Origin of the sequence: Pseudomonas sp. SLFW (assembly GCF_009905615.1) — a bacterium.
Classification (GTDB): domain Bacteria; phylum Pseudomonadota; class Gammaproteobacteria; order Pseudomonadales; family Pseudomonadaceae; genus Aquipseudomonas; species Aquipseudomonas bambusae.
In genome coordinates, this window is record NZ_JAAAKW010000031.1 from 1 (window position 1) to 18,273 (window position 18,273).

Annotated in this window: 12 protein-coding genes and 1 pseudogene; 4 read left to right on the forward strand and 9 right to left on the reverse strand. The window is 58.6% G+C overall.

Annotated features, from left to right (window positions below):
- Together GVN17_RS27625 and GVN17_RS27630 are read right to left on the reverse strand one after the other, a co-directional pair.
- Positions 1-386 (reverse strand): annotated as a pseudogene (locus GVN17_RS27625) (hypothetical protein); the annotation flags it as partial.
- 63 nt (positions 387-449) lie between these two features.
- Complete coding sequence (locus tag GVN17_RS27630; RefSeq protein WP_218576441.1) at positions 450-2,312, reverse strand: hypothetical protein; 1,863 nt, start codon at positions 2,310-2,312, stop codon at positions 450-452.
- A 249-nt stretch (positions 2,313-2,561) separates the two neighbouring features.
- Between GVN17_RS27630 and GVN17_RS27635 the strand changes: the two genes are divergently transcribed.
- Positions 2,562-4,976, forward strand: a complete 2,415-nt coding sequence (locus tag GVN17_RS27635; RefSeq protein WP_371928636.1) for an autotransporter outer membrane beta-barrel domain-containing protein — start codon at positions 2,562-2,564, stop codon at positions 4,974-4,976.
- A 136-nt stretch (positions 4,977-5,112) separates the two neighbouring features.
- Here GVN17_RS27635 and GVN17_RS27640 read toward each other — a convergent pair whose 3' ends face one another.
- From GVN17_RS27640 to acnA, 7 genes are all read right to left on the reverse strand, one after another.
- Complete coding sequence (locus GVN17_RS27640) at positions 5,113-5,772, reverse strand: hypothetical protein (protein ID WP_166598470.1); 660 nt, start codon at positions 5,770-5,772, stop codon at positions 5,113-5,115.
- A 420-nt stretch (positions 5,773-6,192) separates the two neighbouring features.
- A complete protein-coding gene (locus GVN17_RS27645) occupies positions 6,193-6,861 on the reverse strand; it encodes a hypothetical protein (RefSeq protein ID WP_166598471.1) in 669 nt (222 codons plus the stop codon).
- 124 nt (positions 6,862-6,985) lie between these two features.
- A complete protein-coding gene (locus GVN17_RS27650; RefSeq protein WP_166598472.1) occupies positions 6,986-7,654 on the reverse strand; it encodes a hypothetical protein in 669 nt (222 codons plus the stop codon).
- A 107-nt stretch (positions 7,655-7,761) separates the two neighbouring features.
- On the reverse strand, positions 7,762-8,430 hold the full coding sequence (locus tag GVN17_RS27655; RefSeq protein ID WP_166598473.1) for a hypothetical protein: 669 nt from the start codon (positions 8,428-8,430) through the stop codon (positions 7,762-7,764).
- A 277-nt stretch (positions 8,431-8,707) separates the two neighbouring features.
- Complete coding sequence (locus tag GVN17_RS27660) at positions 8,708-10,273, reverse strand: PAS domain-containing methyl-accepting chemotaxis protein (RefSeq protein ID WP_166598474.1); 1,566 nt, start codon at positions 10,271-10,273, stop codon at positions 8,708-8,710.
- A 103-nt stretch (positions 10,274-10,376) separates the two neighbouring features.
- Entirely contained in the window at positions 10,377-11,168 is a 792-nt protein-coding gene (locus tag GVN17_RS27665; RefSeq protein ID WP_166598475.1) for a CPBP family intramembrane glutamic endopeptidase, read from the reverse strand.
- 491 nt (positions 11,169-11,659) lie between these two features.
- Complete coding sequence (gene acnA, locus GVN17_RS27670; protein ID WP_166598476.1) at positions 11,660-14,401, reverse strand: aconitate hydratase AcnA; 2,742 nt, start codon at positions 14,399-14,401, stop codon at positions 11,660-11,662.
- A 237-nt stretch (positions 14,402-14,638) separates the two neighbouring features.
- Between acnA and rlmM the strand changes: the two genes are divergently transcribed.
- The 3 genes from rlmM (at position 14,639) to GVN17_RS27685 (ending at position 18,152) form a co-directional block, all read left to right on the forward strand.
- The gene (gene rlmM, locus GVN17_RS27675; RefSeq protein WP_166598477.1) at positions 14,639-15,706 is read left to right on the forward strand and encodes a 23S rRNA (cytidine(2498)-2'-O)-methyltransferase RlmM; all 1,068 of its coding nucleotides are present in this window, start codon (positions 14,639-14,641) and stop codon (positions 15,704-15,706) included.
- A 115-nt stretch (positions 15,707-15,821) separates the two neighbouring features.
- On the forward strand, positions 15,822-16,385 hold the full coding sequence (locus GVN17_RS27680) for an XRE family transcriptional regulator (RefSeq protein WP_166598478.1): 564 nt from the start codon (positions 15,822-15,824) through the stop codon (positions 16,383-16,385).
- A gap of 345 nt (positions 16,386-16,730) precedes the next feature.
- Positions 16,731-18,152, forward strand: a complete 1,422-nt coding sequence (locus GVN17_RS27685) for an FAD/NAD(P)-binding protein (RefSeq protein WP_166598479.1) — start codon at positions 16,731-16,733, stop codon at positions 18,150-18,152.
- Positions 18,153-18,273: the final 121 nt, after the last annotated feature.

Sequence of the window (18,273 nt, forward strand, 5' to 3'; positions counted from 1 at the left end):
GGGGCAAGGTCGGGGGCGCCGGGGGCGGTTTTGTCGATTTCGATGTTTACGGAATCGGAGAACGCTTCAGATTCGCTGAATGGGCTGTAGACTCGATAAGCAACAGCATGGACGCCTTCGGTAAGGAGCGACAGCGGGATTTCTACGATCAGTGGGTCACCTGGTTTATCGGAGGTTGAAATAGTGTGTTCTGGAGGGATTCGTTCTCCGTCGAGTACCAACTGATAGGTATAGCTGGGCTCTGCTGCTGGCCATACAGGAAAGGTCACGCTGACTGCCTCGGTCAGATGTTCGTTAGGAATCAGCCCCCCTTCTAGTGCCACTGCAATGACGGGCAGTTCGAGAGGGATGGGAGCGGTCCCGGCGGTATTATCTTGATTGTTCATTGTTGTAGCTTCCATGGTAAAGAGCAGGGCGAACTCGTTCGCGCCTGCCCAGATTTACATTATTTAGATCGTACAAATAGGCTCAATCGATTCGCGCATGTCGATGGGAACACGCGTTAATTTCGAGGTTACAGGGCTTTGGTTTTCGCCCGGTGCGGGTTCAACTCGGATATACGCTTCGCAGAACCCATTGCATGCAGTTCGTAAAATGGTATGAGGAACGTGAAAACCATAACCTTCCACTATATCCCGGTCGTCCAAAATTCGAGTCATGGTGAAGTCAGCTGCGTCGATAGGATTATTTTGTCTGTCAAACCCTTTAAAGCTAAAAGTTAATTTTTGGCCCTGTTTAATATTATCGTATGGGGCCACGAATCCATCAGTGCCATCGGGTGCAACATTAGGTGCAATAAATCCGCCACTGTTTAGCTTGAACACCGGGCCGTCAATACCATTTGCACCGCCTGGCAGTTCCTCTTTAGAACGTACTGTCACCTTTTGAGCAGGAGATATGGTTGTATTAGGGTTGCCCAATCGAGTCACGCTGTACCGCACTGGAATCTCGGCGCCGGTACCTTGAGCTTTCATGATGGCGTTATCGATTCCGATGATGAGGTCCTTAGCATCGGCAACATCGGTAGCTCGCACCTGATACCATCGCAAACGCTCTTGGTCCCCCCATTGCAGATGGATTTCATCGCTGAGTTGAAATTCATTGTTCCACTTGATGATCGCTCTGGCATTAAGATCATAATCGTCTTCGTCGATAAAGTTATCATCATTGTTAGAACTTTCCGAACTGGTACCTTGAACGGTCAGGCCCTGTAAGATTCCTGGAATGGGCAGTGTGATATGTACATCAACACGTGTAAGCAGTGACGATCCGTTAAGCTGGTTGTTTCGCATGACACGGTAGCTAATCGAGAGCGTGCCGATTGGCATTTCCGCAATCATCTCGTACGGCACGCGCAGTGAGAGCACAGTGTCTTTGGTTTCGTCGCCAGGCTGAAGCTCCACGGGACGCATCGGGGAATTGGAACCCCAATACAACGTGATTTGATCAAATGCCGACGCGCCCACATAGCGTGGAATATCTACGCGAACTCCAGGCCTGGCTTCTGCGTAGTCGATCAATGTGCCGACCACGGGGTCAAGAACAGGAGCGGGATAGTTGTCCGGAATCTCTTCAAGTAACAAAAGTACGTCAACTACCAGGGATGCGTCCGAAATATTCCCGGCACGGTCGATAACTTGGTACCACACAGGATGCGGTCCGCTGGGAATCCTTTCCAAAAACGCTTTTGTGAACTCTAAGACGACTTTGTTCAATCCCATGTCGGTTTCATCAACGGTTGCTGTTGGACCTTCGATGTCGCCCCAGTAGGTTCTGACCAGATCGTGTTTCTCCATCCCGGTATAGCCGGGAATACTGACCTCCAGTTTGTCGCCCAAGCCAGAGAGTTCCGCCGCAGTCAGGCCATTCAGTACCTCGACAGGAAACAGGATGGGCGCTAAAACAGGTTTGCCTGGAGCGGTTCGGTCAATGATGATCGGAAACACATCAGAGAAATTTTCTGATTCAGATCTCGGGCTGAAGGTTCGATATGCGAGGCTGTGATAACCCTCGATCAAGGCCTCTGCAGGGATATTCAATGTCAGCGGATCACCAGGCTTATCAGTGGCAGAGATAACTTTCTCCGGCCCCAGTCTTTTTCCGTCCCAAAAAATTTGATAAGTGTAGCCCGGCTCCGCAGCCGGCCATACTTCCAAATCTACCGTCAATGGTGTATCGAGTTCGGATACGGGAATCAATCCCAAGCTATCTTCATCGTGAAACGCCACTGCTACATCAGGTGCCGGCAACGGAATTGGCTCATCAGCTGAGCGGGTGATAATAACTTCGGGTGCAATAGTACCAGTACTCATAACTATCCTTCGAATGAGTTTTTTGTTGTTTGTTTGGAGGCGTTGTTGAGAAGCAGCCTCTTGCTAAGAACGGCTGTAGCGCCAGTTCGTAATCAAATAAATAGATATTTTTTTGGGGTGTCAACCTGTGATACCCCATGTGCTTGTAGTACCAAATGGGGTCTATGTAGGAAAATGGAAAAAGTCCTACAAACTACCTCTGCAGAGGTTTTCAATGACGACCCCAGAATATCTAGGGTTTCGAGAAAAATGAGTCGGAAGTGGACTGCATGTGCTGAGGAAACGTCCTACTTCAAATTTTTTTCAAATTTAAGCTTTTTTTTCCAGTTTCCCTCAGCCTTCGGTACTTCCACTTATGAGGTTGTAGGGGTTCGAATGGCTTCAAATAGGGTTCATGGGACGCTTGGTTTCAAGCGAACGGTTTTGGCGATTTCTGTGAGTATGTTCTCAGCGGTTGAAGCCGCAGAAGCTTTTGATAGTGAACCGAGGATGGCGATCGGGAGGAGGGCGAGTGATGAAAGTCGCAGTTCAAACACTAGAGATTCTGAAAAATTTATAGTTGGCGAGGTGGTGACCATTACCTCTGCAGACGAGATGTATAGCTACTCTGTTAGCAGTAAAGGAACACTAAACGCGCTTCCAGGGGCACAGCTTAAAGATGTTTCAATTAGCGAGTCGCGATTCAATACCGAGGGTAGCCAGATTTTCGGCGGCGTGACCGTCAGCTCAGGCATCGCCAACATTTTCGGGTCCAAAATAGAGAATGAGCGTGGCTCAGGTGTTGTATTACCCATGAACGAGATGGACCCGCTTGCCGTTTCCAACATGCATGTTGTTGATAGCGAAATAGTAGGCGCATCTGACGGAGCTAGGGTAGGCGCTACGAGTGAGATATGGCTGGAAAACTCTATTGTTAAGGGGTTGGGCGGCAAAAATAGTGGTGCTGGATTGTATTTGAGTGGTGGCATCGCCCACGCCAGCCGTAATACAACCATCCTAGGAAGTGAGAATGGTGTGTATATTGCCGATGGTTCTGCTGGAACCGGTCTACAAGAGAACCTTCTAAAAATTGACAATTCTTCTATCGTCGGCAGTGCAGGGGCGGCTATAAAAATTGATCGAAACCCTAGCGCACATCAAGGCGATACAACGGCAAAGATCCTAATCACAAACGGCTCGACACTGTCAGCAGGCAATGGCCGTCTGATTGATGTCCTCACCCGAAGCAAAGCCGATGTTGAGGTCAACAACAGCGTCCTCACCGGAAACTTCGTCGCCGACGACACCAGCACCCTGAACGTCGCGCTGCGCAACCATGCTCGTCTGGATGGGAACATCGTCAACGGCAATGCCGTGATCATCGATTCCAGTGGTCACTGGCAGTTCGCCGAAGACAATTCGGTCAAGTCTCTGGCCATCGACGGTGGCAGTGTCGGCTTTGCGGGGGAAGGCTTTCATACGCTCACACTCGGTCAGCTGTCGGGGCGAGGTCGGTTTGACATGCGCATCGATCCGGCCAACGGAGAAAGTGACTTGTTGAATGTCGAAGGCCAGGCCAGTGGCAATCATGTGCTCAACGTTCGTAATACAGGTGAAGAGGCGGTGCCGTCGGACTTCGACGCGTTGCGGGTGGTGCACACCGAAGGGGGCGATGCGCAGTTCCGCTTGCGAGGCACGCGCGCGGACATCGGTGCCTACTCGTACGCGCTGGAGCAGCAAGGTGATGACTGGTTCATCATTGGTTCCGGCAAGACCATCAGCCCTTCGACGGAAAGCGTGCTGGCGCTGTTCAACGTCGGGCCGACGATCTGGAACAGTGAGTTGAGCACGTTGCGTAGCCGAATGGGTGAGGTGCGCGGTCAGGAGCAGGGCGGCGGCTGGATCCGCAGTTACGGCAGTCGCTTCAAGGCATCGCTGGATTCGGGACTGAGTTATCAGCAGCGGCAACACGGGCTGTCTTTGGGTGCTGACGGGCCGGTGCCCGTCATGAATGGCCAATTGTTGGTGGGTGTGATGGGTGGCTACAGCCAGTCCGATCTGGACATGGGCCGTGGCACGTCCGGCGAAGTCGACAGCTACTACGTGGGCGCCTACGGCACCTGGCTGTCGGACGAGGGTTATTACCTCGACGGCGTGGTGAAGGTGAACAAGTTCCACAATGCGTCGAAGGTGGCGATGAGCGATGGCGAAAAGGCCAAGGGCGATTACACCAATATGGCGGTGGGTGGCTCGGTGGAGTTCGGCAAGCACATCAAGCTGCCTGACGATTATTTCGTGGAGCCGTTTGCCCAACTGTCGAGCGTGTGGATCGGAGGCGACAGCTACACGCTGAATAATGGCCTGAAAGCCAAGACCAGTGAGACGCAGTCGATCGTGGGTAAAGTGGGTGCCACGCTGGGCCGTTCGTTCACCCTTAAGGATGGCGGCGTGGTGCAGCCGTACGTGCGAGTGGCAGGGGCGCATGAGTTCTCCCGTAGCAATGACGTCAGCGTCAACGACCAGCGTTTCGACAATGACCTGTTCGGCTCGCGGGCCGAGCTGGGCGCGGGTGTGTTGGTGTCGTTGTCCAAACGCCTGCAAGTGCATGCCGATTTTGATTACATGAAAGGCGAGCATGTCGAGCAGCCATGGGGGGCCAATCTGGGTCTGCGTCTGGCGTTCTGACCGGTTGACCCTGTAAACGATTCAAGTCGTAAGCAAGCCCCGACGGCAGTCATGCCGCCGGGGCTTTTTTTCTCCATTGTTTGAGCGGGCATGGGGGCGCGCGACGGGTATCGAACGCCTTCATGCCGGATCGGTTTTACAGGTCGAGTTTACGTCGACGGATAGGTCGGCCATGGGAGCCTTTTGGCTCCCCTGTTCCATCGTCGCGCACGTAGATCGTCAGGGTCTCTGACACACCGACCAGACGTTTGCGACGGACCACTTCGTAGCGAATATCGATCAACCCGGTACGGTCGTTTGGTACTCCTCCAGCGTTGAGAAATTGAATCAGACGTGGCCCTTTTCGTGATTTGGAGGGCGGCACCGTGGTGTAGAACGTGCTTTTCCCCCAGCGCATCTTGAGCTGATCAGTGACCCAGATCTTTGAAGAACGCGGTACGGTAATCAGCACACCCTTGGCGAGCTGTGCGGTGGAGACCTCACCGTTTCTTCCGCCGTCCAGGGACGGCGGAGGCAACGAAGGGGCCGCCTTTCGAGCCTCTTCATCGATTTCCCAAGGGAAACCCAGAACGTGCTCGAGGTGTTCGCTGTAGAACGTGGCGATGTCCTTGGATGTGGCGCCAGGCGGGAGAATGGCGCGCAAATCTTCGTAATGCGGTATCGAATCAAAGTTAAAAGTCGACCCGTCCACACGTTCGTCAGCATTCGCCAGTTGATCTTCCGCAGATGTTTCATCCTTGTTCCGAGCGATGTCAGTCGGATTTACAGATGGCGGAATATCCTTTTCATCTTCCATTAAAGTTCCCTGAATTGGATGGGGTTGTGATAACAGAGGTTACAACGACAAACATCGTTGTGGGGCTGCGTGCCCCGGCTGCATATGTTCAAGTCATGACCTGTCACTGTCAATCGAGCCCCGTGCAGAGGTTGAATGTGTCCGCAGCGTCATTTACAACGCTTGAAGCGGAACCTGTTTTATGCATTACGGCATATTTAGTCGAATTTGACGGGGGTGTAAGTACATATGTACCGCATCCAAGGTCTTGGAGCGTGCTTGCGGCTTCACATAGTCCTCAATCGTTGTAGGCAAAAGGGAAATAAGCGAGAAAAAAATAATTCCCCGGCGTTCGAATTTCGACGTAATTGGGCCGCTCCTCCTTCAAATGAAGGGGGAGTGGCACGTCAAATGATCTAATTAATTTCAGCGGTCATGACATTACATAGTGAGGGAAATTGTTACAGGTAAGGAATTGAAGGATGGGTTGCCTGCGCGGTCGACGACAACGTACTCGATGGTCACCTCTTGGGCTGCGAGGCCCAGCAGGTAGTCTGCCTCGAAGACGATTTCGATGGGGCGCACGGTGAGTTCGTCCGCTTGCACGGTGTGGGTCGGGCCGGAAATGCCGTTGCACAGGGTGCGAACAACGTCGCCTATGGCCATGCCCGCGTAGCCGGGAAGAATGGCGTTGGCGTCGCCGTTGATCGAGCCCTCGGCGAAGAACAGCGGGGCGAGGACCGCGGCGCCGGGTGGGGTTCGGTCGACGATCAGGGGGATTGCCGGAGAGAAGTCTTCCGACTCACCAATCGGGCTGTAGATCCGGTACTGAAGGGAGTAGCGCTTGTCCTTCAACAGGTGATTTTCCGAGAGGTACAGCGTAAGGATATCGCCGGGTTTGTCAGTGGCGGTGATGACGCGTTCTTCGGTGGCGGGCAGGCCGTCCAGGTTGAGCCGCACGGTGTAGCCTGTTTCAGCCGCAGGCCAGACTTCAACCTGCACGGCGACAGGGGCATTCAAGTCAGCGGTTTTCAGCAACCCATCTTCATAGGCTGCAGGCACGAAAGCGGCTGGAAGAGGGATGGGTTTTTTGACATTCATGTCGTTCATGGCATTTCTCCATAAGGCACAGTCGTCCGCATTCGCTTGCGGAACGGGTGCTTGATTGCTCGGATGAGCGTGTAGGTTTGCCCGGCGGCTTGGCCTGCCGGGCTGTGATGTGCGTCGGGGGTGGTTACGGCACCAGTGACAGCGTTACCGGCACTGCCCGGATCGACTCATTGCCTGCGCGGTCCGTGACTGAGTAATCGACGACGACCTCGGGTGCCGCGAGACTCAGCAGGAAGTGCTCTTCGAAGGCGATCTGGATGGGAGCCAGCGAGAGTTCCTCCGCGACCACGGTGTGGACTGGGCCGGGCACGCCGTTGCAGAGGGTTTGAATCGTGTCCCCAACTGCCATGCCGAAATAGGCAGGGACCCGCGCGGTCGCACGCGCGCCAAAGCTGGCACGAGGAAACATCATTGCAGCTAGAAGCGCGGCGCCTGGAGGGGTTCGGTCGACGATCAGGGGGATCGAGGGTGAGAAAACTTCCGCCCCCGTAATTGGACTAAAAATCCGATACTCCAGGGTGTGAGTGCCTTCACTCACCAAGTGCTTTTCGGGCAGACCGAGCGTAAGGATATCGCCCGGTTTATCGGTGGCGGCGATGACACGTTCCTCAGTAACCGGCACACCATCCAGGTCCAGCCGGACGGTATACCCGGTTTCGGCGGCAGGCCAGACCTCAACCTCTACCGCAATGGGCGCATTCAGATCTGCAGTTTTCAGCAACCCATCCTCATAAGCTGCAGGCACGACCGCAGGCGGAAGGGGGATCGGTTCTCTGACATTCATGTCGTTCATATCATTCTCCATAAGGCACAGTCGTCCGCGTTCTCTGGCGGAACGGGTGCCTGATTGATCAGGTGATCGTGTTGTGTTTGTCCGGCAGGTGGGTTCGCCGGACGGCGTTACGAAACCAGCGTGAGCGTCTTGGGCAAGGATCGGATCGATTCATTGCCCGCCCGGTCGGTCACTGTGTAGTCGACCTCCACGTATTGCGCGGCGAGGCTTTGCAGGAAGGCTTTTTCGAAGACGATCTCGATGGGGCGCAGGGTGAGTTCGTCTGCCTGCACGGTATGGGTGGGACCGGCCACGCCGTTGCACAGGGTGCGAATCAGGTCGCCTGCTTCGATGCCAGCGTAGCCGGGGACGAAGGCGAGGGTGTTGCCGTCGAATTCACCTTCTGCGAAGAGCACTGAGGAGAGGAGTGGGCCGCCCGGTGGGGTGCGGTCCACTTTAAGGGGTGTGCACGGTGAAAAATCTGACACCTGCGTGTTTGGGCTGAAAGTCCGGTATTGCAATTGGTACGTACCCTCTTCGTGCAGGTACTTCGGGTCCAATTCGAACGTAAGAATATTTCCCGGTTTGTCGGCCTCAGTGATCACTCGCTCTTCAGTGACAGGGAGGCCATCCAAGTCTAGCCGTACGGTATACCCTTTCTCTGCAGCAGCCCAAACTTCGACTTCGACCAGGATAGGGGCACTCAAGTCTGCTGATTTTAACAGGCCATCTTCATACGCCGCTGGAATAACGGCGGGTGGAAGTGGAATCGGCGCTTTGACATTCATGTCATTCATAACATTCTCCATCGAGCACCCTCATCACGTTTTTCGCCAGTGGGTGCTCTTTTATTAATTGGGCTAGATCAGCGAGTTCACTCCAGAGGTGGTACATATATATCGCGATCTGAATTTCAACTAATAGCGATCCCGACTTTCTGTCAACCCTACATTTCGCTCCAATTCCTTAAAAACAGCACTGAACTTGCAACTTCGGAAACTTCCTACTTTTTCACCGCGCAATAAAAAGCCCCGGCAGGGTCGCTGCCGGGGCTGGAGTCTGGCTGACTATTGATTAGCGGTTAAAGCGTTCTACCAGCGAATACTGGCTGAGCGCAGTGTTGGTCAATTCGGCGCTGAGGTCGGCGGAGCGGCGGGCTTCGTCGGAGGTCTGGTCGGCCAGTTGGGCGATGGTGCTGATGTTGCGGCTGACCTCTTCGGCGACCGAGCTTTGTTCTTCGGTGGCGGCGGCGATTTGCGTGGTCATGTCAGTGATGTTGGCCACCGCGTCGCTGATGCCCACCAGCGCCTTGTCGGCTTCCATGACTTGTTCGACGCCTTCTTCCGCCTGGCGGCGGCCGGTGGCCATGGTTTGCACAGCGTTGTTGGCCGTGGCTTGCAGTTTGGCGATCAGGGAATGGATCTGGCCGGTGGATTCGGTGGTGCGTTGCGCCAGTTGGCGAACCTCGTCCGCCACGACCGCAAAGCCACGGCCCATTTCGCCGGCGCGGGCGGCTTCGATGGCGGCGTTCAGGGCCAGCAGGTTGGTCTGGTCGGCGATGCCTTTGATGACGTCGACCACGCCACCGATTTCGTCGCTGTCCTTGGCCAGTTGCGTGACGGTGAGCCCGGTTTCGCCGACCGAGGTCGAGAGGCGTTGAATGGCCTCGCGGGTTTCACTGGCGATGGTGCGGCCGCGACGGGTCAGTTCGTTGGCTTGCTGGGTGGCGTCGGCGGTGCGTTGAACGTGGCTGGCGACTTCCTGGGTGGTGGACGCCATCTGGTTGATCGCGGTCGCGACCTGTTCGGTTTCCACGCGCTGACGTTCCAGTCCGTTGGAACTGGCCTGGGCCAGGCTGTCGGACTGGCGCGCCTGGGAATTCAGGTGTTCGGCAGTGTCCTGCAAACGCGTGAGGCAGGTTTTTAGGCGGGCTTCCTGGCTCAGAATGGACATTTCCAGACGGGCCTGGGCGCCACGGCTGTCGGTGTACATCTGCGCGATCAGCGGGTCCGACGTGGTCTGATCCGCCAGACGCAGCAGGCGCTTGATACCCCGTTGCTGCCAGCTCAGGCCCAGCAGCCCCAATGGCACGGACAGTGCCGCCGCGAGCGCGAAGCCCCAATAGGAGTTGAGCCACACGCCGATCAGGAAGCTCAGTTGGCTGACCAGAATGAACGGCAGCCAGTCCTGCAGCACCGGCAGCCAGGTGTCGCGGCTCGGGACGGCTGACTTGCCGTTGTTCAGGCGTTGATACAGCGATTCGGCACGGCGGATCTGTTCGGCGGTAGGTTTGACGCGCACCGACTCGAAGCCCACCACCTGTTTGCCGTCGAAGATGGGCGTGACGTACGCGTTGACCCAGTAATGGTCGCCGTTCTTGCAGCGATTCTTGACGATGCCCATCCATGGCAGACCCTGTTTGAGGGTGCTCCACATGTGTTCGAACACGGCGGACGGAACGTCAGGATGGCGCACGGTGTTGTGCGGCGCCTTGAGCAATTCGTCGCGGGTGAAGCCGCTGATCTCGACGAAGGCGTCGTTGCAGTAGGTGATCACGCCGCGAGCATCCGTGGTCGAAATCAACCGCTGCTGTGCCGGGAAGGTCCGTTCGCGTTGGGTGATGGGCTGGTTATTGCGCATAAGCTGTTCTATCCGGGAAGGCTTTGAGGTGTTATCGGCCCTGTTGTCAGGAAATTAAGCATTTTGTGAACTGCGTCATGGACGGTTTGCCGCAGGTCAACGCTCATCGGTCGAACATCGGGTAGGTGAACAGGCTGAAGTGCGCAAGGTTGAGCCCAAAATGAGTGATGACCGCCGCCGGTAATCCACCATATCGGTAGGCGATGCCATAACCGAGTCCGGCGATGCTGGTGAGGATCATCCATTGCCAACCGCCGCCGAGGTGCATCACACCGAACAGCAACGAGCTGATGAGCAGTGCCAGCGTGGGGGCGTTTGGCATTCGCGCGAGCAAACGGCTGAGGCCGCCCTGCAGATAGCCGCGAAAGATCAGCTCTTCGGTCATCGTGACCAGCAGCAGATTGTTCAGCACCCAGATACCCCCTTGCTCGGGCCATTTCGGCGTCCAGCCCACCACCCCCATCCCCAGGGCGGTTGTCAGGCACACAAGGAGTGTCAAGGGCAGGGTCAGGCCAATGGTGATCAGTGATCGGCGCAGATTGAACCCGGCGAACACCCAGGGGCAGGCGAGGATGATCCAGAAGCCGATCAGGGGCTTGTCGAGGTTGAGGTACATCGAAAAGGGCGCGGCTTCGGGAGTGAAACGCGCTGCGGCGATGACCCGGGCGCTGAAGAAGCCCGGCAGCCAATGGCAGGCCAGACCCGCCGCGAGGGCGATGAACAGGGCATGACCGAATCCGCGAACGGCCCAGTGTCGGAAATGGACGACGCAGATCCCCGCCATGATCAACAGCCCGAACGTGACGACCACCGGCAGGCTCAGCTGGCCATACACCCAGGCGATGCAATAACCGAGGGTCAGCAGCGTGAGCGCGCTCCAGCGCAGCACTGGCATGGGGTCGTCCTTGAACGGGGGATAAGGACGGCGATTTTAGCGTTGTTTAAACGTGGGTGCTTGTGGGAAAGGGCTGAAAGTGTTGTCGGTGGGGCGGGGTGTGGCGGGTTCGGACAGCGTGGGGTGTCAGGTCGATCGAGTCGTCAGGTTTTGCTGCCGCTTCGCGACAGATCGCTGCCGTCGTGCCTCCGGCGTCTCCCACAGGGTTTTGTGTCGAGTCAAAGGTATGCAGTGAGTAGATCGGCGTTTTGTCTATTCTGCTGGTCGGTCTGGCGGGTTGCGTCATGGAGCGGCCCATGACCTGAGATATCCCTCAAGGGGGGGGATGGGTGTCCAACTTCTTGGGGGCAGTTCAGACCTGTGGGAGACGCCGGAGGCACGACGGCAGCGATCTGGCGCGAAGCGGCAGCAAAATCTGTGCACGCGGTGTGTCTGGAGAACCGAGCAGGGCGCTCGTCCGCGACAGCGGACAAGCGCCACACGGTCAGGCGTTACGACGCAATCAACTGCCGCAGTACGTAGTGCAGAATCCCCCCGGCCTTGAAGTATTCGACTTCGTTCAGGGTATCGATCCGACACAGCACGTCGACGTTTTCTTGCTGGCCGTTTTCTCGGGTGATCTGCAGGGTCAGGCTCATGCCCGGTTGCAGCGTCGCGTCGGTCAGGCCGGTGATGTTGAGGATTTCCTTGCCGGTCAATTCCAGGGTCTTGCGGCTCTGACCGTTCTTGAATTGCAGCGGCAAGACGCCCATGCCCACGAGGTTCGAGCGGTGGATACGTTCGAAGCTCTCGGCAATGACCGCTTTGACGCCCAGCAGGTTGGTGCCTTTGGCGGCCCAGTCACGGCTGGAACCGGTGCCGTATTCCTGACCGGCGATGACCACGAGCGGCGTGCCTTCCTTTTGATAACGCATGGCGGCGTCGTAGATCGGCAGTTTCTCGTCGGTCGGCACGTGCAGGGTGTAGCCGCCTTCTTCGTTGCCCAGCATTTCGTTGCGGATGCGGATGTTGGCGAACGTGCCGCGCATCATCACTTCGTGGTTGCCGCGACGCGAGCCATAGGAGTTGAAGTCTTTTGGCTCCACGCCTTTGCTGCGCAGGTAGCGGCCGGCCGGGCTGTCGGCCTTGATGTTACCGGCAGGCGAGATGTGGTCGGTGGTCACCGAGTCGCCCAGGATCGCCAGCACGCGGGCCTTTTGCACATCAGCGATCACCGGCAATGGACCCGCCACGTCGTCGAAAAACGGCGGATGCTGGATGTAGGTCGAATCGTCCTGCCACACGTAGGTAGCGGCCTGTGGCACTTCGATGGCTTGCCACTGCGCGTCACCGGCGAAGACCTCGGCGTATTCCTTGTGGAACATGCCGGTGCTGACGTTCAGCACGGCGTCGGCAATTTCTTTTTGCGTCGGCCAGATGTCGCGCAGGTACACGGGCTGGCCGTCGCTGCCTTCACCCAGCGGTTCGCTGCTCAGGTCCACGCGCACGCTGCCTGCCAGCGCATAAGCGACGACGAGGGGCGGGGAGGCCAGCCAGTTGGTTTTCACCAGCGGGTGCACGCGGCCTTCGAAGTTGCGGTTGCCCGACAGCACGGATGCCACAGTCAGGTCGGATTGCTGAATGGCTTTTTCAATCGGATCGCGCAACGGCCCGGAATTACCGATACAGGTGGTGCAGCCGTAACCCACGAGGTCGAAGCCGAGTTTGTCGAGGTACTCGGTCAGGCCCGCCGCCTTGTAGTAATCGGTCACGACCTTGGAACCGGGGGCCAGCGAGGTTTTCACCCACGGTTTGCGTTGCAGGCCTTTTTCCACGGCTTTTTTCGCCAGAAGGCCCGCCGCCATCATCACGCTCGGGTTCGAGGTGTTGGTGCACGAGGTGATGGCCGCAATGACCACCGCGCCGTTTTTCAGGCGATAACGATTGCCTTCATATTCATACTCGGCTTCGCCCACCTGCTCGGCGTTGCCCACGGCCACGCCACCGCCGCCTTCGCTTTCCAGACGGCTTTCGTCGTGTTTGCTGGGTTTGAGCGCCAGGCCGAGAAAGTCGTCGAATGCCTGGGAAACGTCCGGCAGTGCGACGCGATCCTGCGGGCGTTTCGGCCCGGCCAGGCTGGCGACGACCGAACCCATGTCCAGCTCCAGTGCATCGGTGAACACCGGCTCTTTGCCGGGCAGGCGCCACAAACCCTGGGCTTTGGCGTACGCCTCGACCAACGCCACCGTTTCATCCGGACGGCCCGACAGGCGCAGGTAGTCCAGCGTCACGTCGTCCACCGGGAAGAACCCGCAGGTCGCGCCGTATTCCGGGGCCATGTTGGCGATGGTGGCGCGGTCGGCGAGGGGCAGGTCAGCCAAACCATCGCCGTAGAACTCGACGAATTTTCCGACGACGCCTTTCTTGCGCAGCATCTGCGTCACGGTCAGCACCAGGTCGGTGGCGGTGATGCCTTCTTTCAGCTTGCCCGTGAGCTTGAAGCCGATCACTTCGGGAATCAGCATTGACACCGGCTGGCCCAGCATCGCGGCCTCGGCTTCGATCCCGCCGACACCCCAGCCCAGAACGCCAAGGCCGTTGATCATGGTGGTGTGGGAATCGGTACCGACCAGCGTATCCGGGAAGGCGTAAGTCCTGCCGTCCTCTTCCTTGGTCCAGACGGTGCGGCCCAGGTATTCAAGGTTGACCTGGTGACAGATCCCGGTGCCAGGCGGTACGACGCTGAAGTTGTCGAACGCGCTCTGGCCCCAGCGCAAGAAGGCGTAGCGCTCGCCGTTGCGCTCCATTTCGATGTCGACGTTTTCGCTGAACGCTTGTTGATCGCCGAACTTGTCCACCATCACCGAGTGGTCGATCACCAGGTCCACGGGGGAGAGCGGGTTGATGCGTTGGGGATCGCCGCCCGCCTTGGCCACGGCGGCGCGCATCGCAGCCAGGTCGACCACCGCGGGCACCCCGGTGAAGTCCTGCATCAGCACGCGGGCAGGGCGGTATTGAATCTCGCGGTCGGATTTGCGCTCGGTCAGCCAAGCGGCAAGGGATTTCAGGTCGTCGCCGGTGACGGTCTTGTTGTCTTCCCAGCGCAGCAGGTTTTCCAGCAACACCTTGAGCGACATAGGCAGTCGGTCGAGGTCGCCGAGTGTCCTGGCGGCGTCGGGCAGGCTGAAGTAATGGTAGGTCTTGTTGCCGACGTCGAGTGTCTTGAGGCTTTTCAGGCTATCGAGGGAGGGCATGACTAACTCCTTGACGGGTCCGCACGGCGCGGACGGGCGTATCACACAAAACGGTAAGACGATGGGTTTGAGCCCTCTGCATGGCGGCTTTAAACGGTCATTGAGTAGTACTGGACCTTTGGCGTGGGCCAGTGGTTCCTGATTCCGCTATCATGCGCGGCTTTCGAGTCACTGAGGTGAAATCGCCTCAAGTATAGGACGCGTGGGCCGTTTGCCCGGCGCGTCATGGAGAATTCCGTGAACACCCTTTTCATGCATTGCCGTCCCGGTTTCGAAGGCGAGGTCTGCTCGGAAATCAGCGAGCACGCCGCGCAGCTCGGCGTGTCCGGTTATGCCAAGGCCAAGCCCAATGCGGCCTGCGCCGAGTTCGTCTGCACCGAAGCGGATGGTGCCAAGCGCCTGATGGGTGGCGTGCGTTTCACCGACCTGATTTTCCCTCGCCAGTGGGCGCGCGGGGTGTTCGTCGAGCTGCCGGAAACCGACCGCATCAGCGTCATCCTGCAGCACATGGCGGATTTCGCGACCTGCGGCAGCCTGTGGCTGGAAGTGGTCGACACCAACGACGGCAAGGAACTCTCGACGTTCTGCCGCAAGTTCGAAGGCCCGCTGCGCAAGGCGCTTGAGAAGGCGGGCAAGCTGGTGGACAACGCCAGCCTGCCGCGTTTGTTGCTGACCTTCAAAAGCGGTCGCGAGGTGTTTCTGGGCCTGGCCGATGCTCACAATTCGGCGATGTGGCCCATGGGCATTCCGCGTCTGAAGTTCCCCCGCGAGGCGCCGAGCCGTTCGACGCTGAAGCTGGAAGAGGCGTGGCATCACTTCATCCCGCGCGATCAGTGGGACGAGCGTCTATCAGGCGACATGACCGGCGTGGACCTCGGCGCTGCGCCGGGAGGCTGGACCTATCAACTGGTGAAGCGCGGCATGTTGGTGACCGCCATCGACAATGGCCCGATGGCCGAAAGCCTGATGGACACCGGGCTGGTGCAGCACTTGATGGCCGACGGCTTTACCTACAAACCGCGTCAGACCGTCGACTGGATGGTGTGCGACATCGTCGAGAAGCCTGCACGAAATGCCGCATTGCTGGAGACCTGGCTCGGTGAGGGGTTGTGCCGTGAGGCCGTGGTGAACCTCAAGCTGCCGATGAAGCAGCGCTATGCCGAGGTCAAGCGCCTGCTGGAACGCATCGAGGAAGGCTTCAAGGCGCGGGGCGTCAAGGTATCGATCGGCTGCAAGCAGCTGTACCACGACCGCGAAGAAGTGACCTGTCATTTGCGGCGGTTGGATATGAAGCGCAAGGGGTGATGGTCGGAGTGGCAGCAAGACCTGCCACGCTCGATGCGTCAGGCTCTGCGAAGGTTTGTGACACCCGCGATTGAGCAGTACATTGCCCACCAAGCCCTATGGGGGGAGCGATCCAGTGCACAAGGAACATTCGCAACGCGCGTCGGTGCTGCAGCACGTCAGCCTCAATGTTCGACGTTTGCGGCACGAGGCGGCATTGAGCCAGACCACGTTGGCGGAAAAATCCGGGGTCAGTCGGCGCATGCTCGTGGCGATCGAGGCAGGGGAGAAGAACGTCAGTCTGGCCACGCTGGACCGCGTTGCGGCGGCGCTGGACGTGGCGTTCAGTGATCTGATCCAGGCGCCTGACGAGCGCGACCCGAGCCGCATCAATGAGGTGGGGTGGGCAGGCGCGCTGCCAGAGAGCAAGGCGGTGTTGCTGGCCAAGGCGTCGGCGCGGCATGGCGTGGAGCTGTGGGAGTTCTCGCTAGCGCCCGGCGAGGCGTACGCCTCCGAGGCTGACCCCAAGGGCTGGAGCGAGCAGGTCTATGTGATCGAAGGCTGCCTGACCGTTGCATTTCCGGACAACACCCGGCAGATCGCGGCGGGGGAGTTTTTCATGTTCGCCAGCGACCGGCCCCATGCCTACCGCAATGATGGGCGCGTGGCGCTGCGCTTTGTGCGCAATGTGGTGTCGTGAGCGTTTGGAGGAATTACCGCGCGTCACCTGTGGGAGCGAATTCATTCGCGAAAAAGGGGACTGACGATAGAGATGCATTGTCTGACAGACCATCGCGAATGAATTCGCTCCCACAGTAGAGAACTGCGCCACGGCCGGGGTTTGTGATCACCCTCGATGTTGGTCAGGCAACAGCCCTTCAGCACGTTGCCCGCTTTCCCATCAGCAAATTTCCGATATCCCGGCACGCGCTGTGCCTTGCATCCTTCGTACCGAAACGGGCCGACCATCGTCCTGTTTGAATCCCTCCGCAGGCTCGCCATAATCGGGCAGGCGCGCCACTGTGGCGAAGACAAGGCAAAAACAATGACCTCACAACACAATCGACCTGACGCCGACATCCTGATCATCGGCGGCGGCCTCAGCGGCACGATGCTGGCCGTGCAGCTGCTGCGCCTGCCGGGACAGCGGCGGATCGTGATCGTCGAATCCCGCAGCGAACTGGGCCGGGGCGAAGCCTATAGCGCTACCGAATTGGGCCACACCCTCAACGGCAACGCTGCGCGCATGAGCGTCGACCCCGACGACGCGGATGACCTGACCCGTTGGCTGGGCGAGTTCATTGCGTCGGGCGGCTGGCCAGAGTCTGATCAGCAGCACGTGCCGCTCGCCGAGCTGTTTCCGCCTCGCGGTATGTTTGGACTGTACGTGCAGCAGCGACTGGCCGAGGCACAGGCGAAAGGCGCGCAGCATGGTTCGAGTGTCGAACATGTGCGAGGTGAGGTCGTGGATGTGCAATCCGAAGCGTCCGGCATTCGCCTCGCGTTGGCTGACGGCACTGAGCTGAATGGCCGCTTCGCCGTTCTGGCGACGGGGATGTTCGCCGCCGCGCGCACGCCGCAAACCGACTCCAACGCCCTGAATGCTGCGGCCGTGGACCCATGGGACGTTGCCGCGATGCGTCATCTTGACCCTCAAGGCCGGGTGTTGATCATCGGTTCGGGCCTGACCATGGTCGATGCGGTGGTGTCGCTGGAACAAGCCGGGCATCGCGGCCCCATTGACGTGTTTTCCCGGCATGGTTTGCTGCCGCACGTGCGCCGCCAGCCGCCTGCCTGGCCGGATTTTTTCGGCGCTGACCACCGCCTTCGCAGCCCCCGGCAACTGGTGCGCGCGTTGCGTGAACAGTGCGAGCAGGCCATCGCCCAAGGGATCGACTGGCAGGCCCCGCTGGACACCGTTCGGGTTCACATCCCACGGCTGTGGAGTCAGGCGACTGACGTGCAGCGGCGCCAGTTCGTACGCCACGTCCGCCCTTGGTGGGAAAGCCATCACCACCGCTCGCCACCGCCCAGCGCGGCTTTGTTGGAGCGGCTGGTGCAGGAGGGCCGTCTGAACATTCATGCGGCGTCGTTGCAAGACGTGCAGGATCGCGAGTCGGGGCAGGTGCGCATCAGCGTGCGCTATCGCGGCGAGGATCATCCGACCGAGGTGCGGGGGGCGGCGTTGATTAATTCGACGGGTATTCAATACGACTGGCGCCGCGTGGACCGAGCCCTGCCTCGGCAATTGCTGGCGCGGGGGCTGATTCAGCCGGGACCGCTGGCGCTGGGCATCGCCTCCGATCCGGGCGGCGCGGTGCTGGACGCCGAAGGGCGCGTGTCGTCTCGACTGTTCGCCATGGGCCCGCCTCTGCGCGGGATGTGGTGGGAAAGCACGGCGGTGACCGATGTGGCGTTGCAGGCGAAGGCGCTGGCGGTGAGGTTGGCCGAGATGTCTGAACGCTGACGCGAGGCGCCTGCGGCCAGAATCAACGCCTGACAGCGTATCAACGCCAAGATTGTGTCGACCCCGACACACTTTCGGCCCCTCATCCTAAAGGGCTATCCGAAAGAGCCGACAGCGTGGG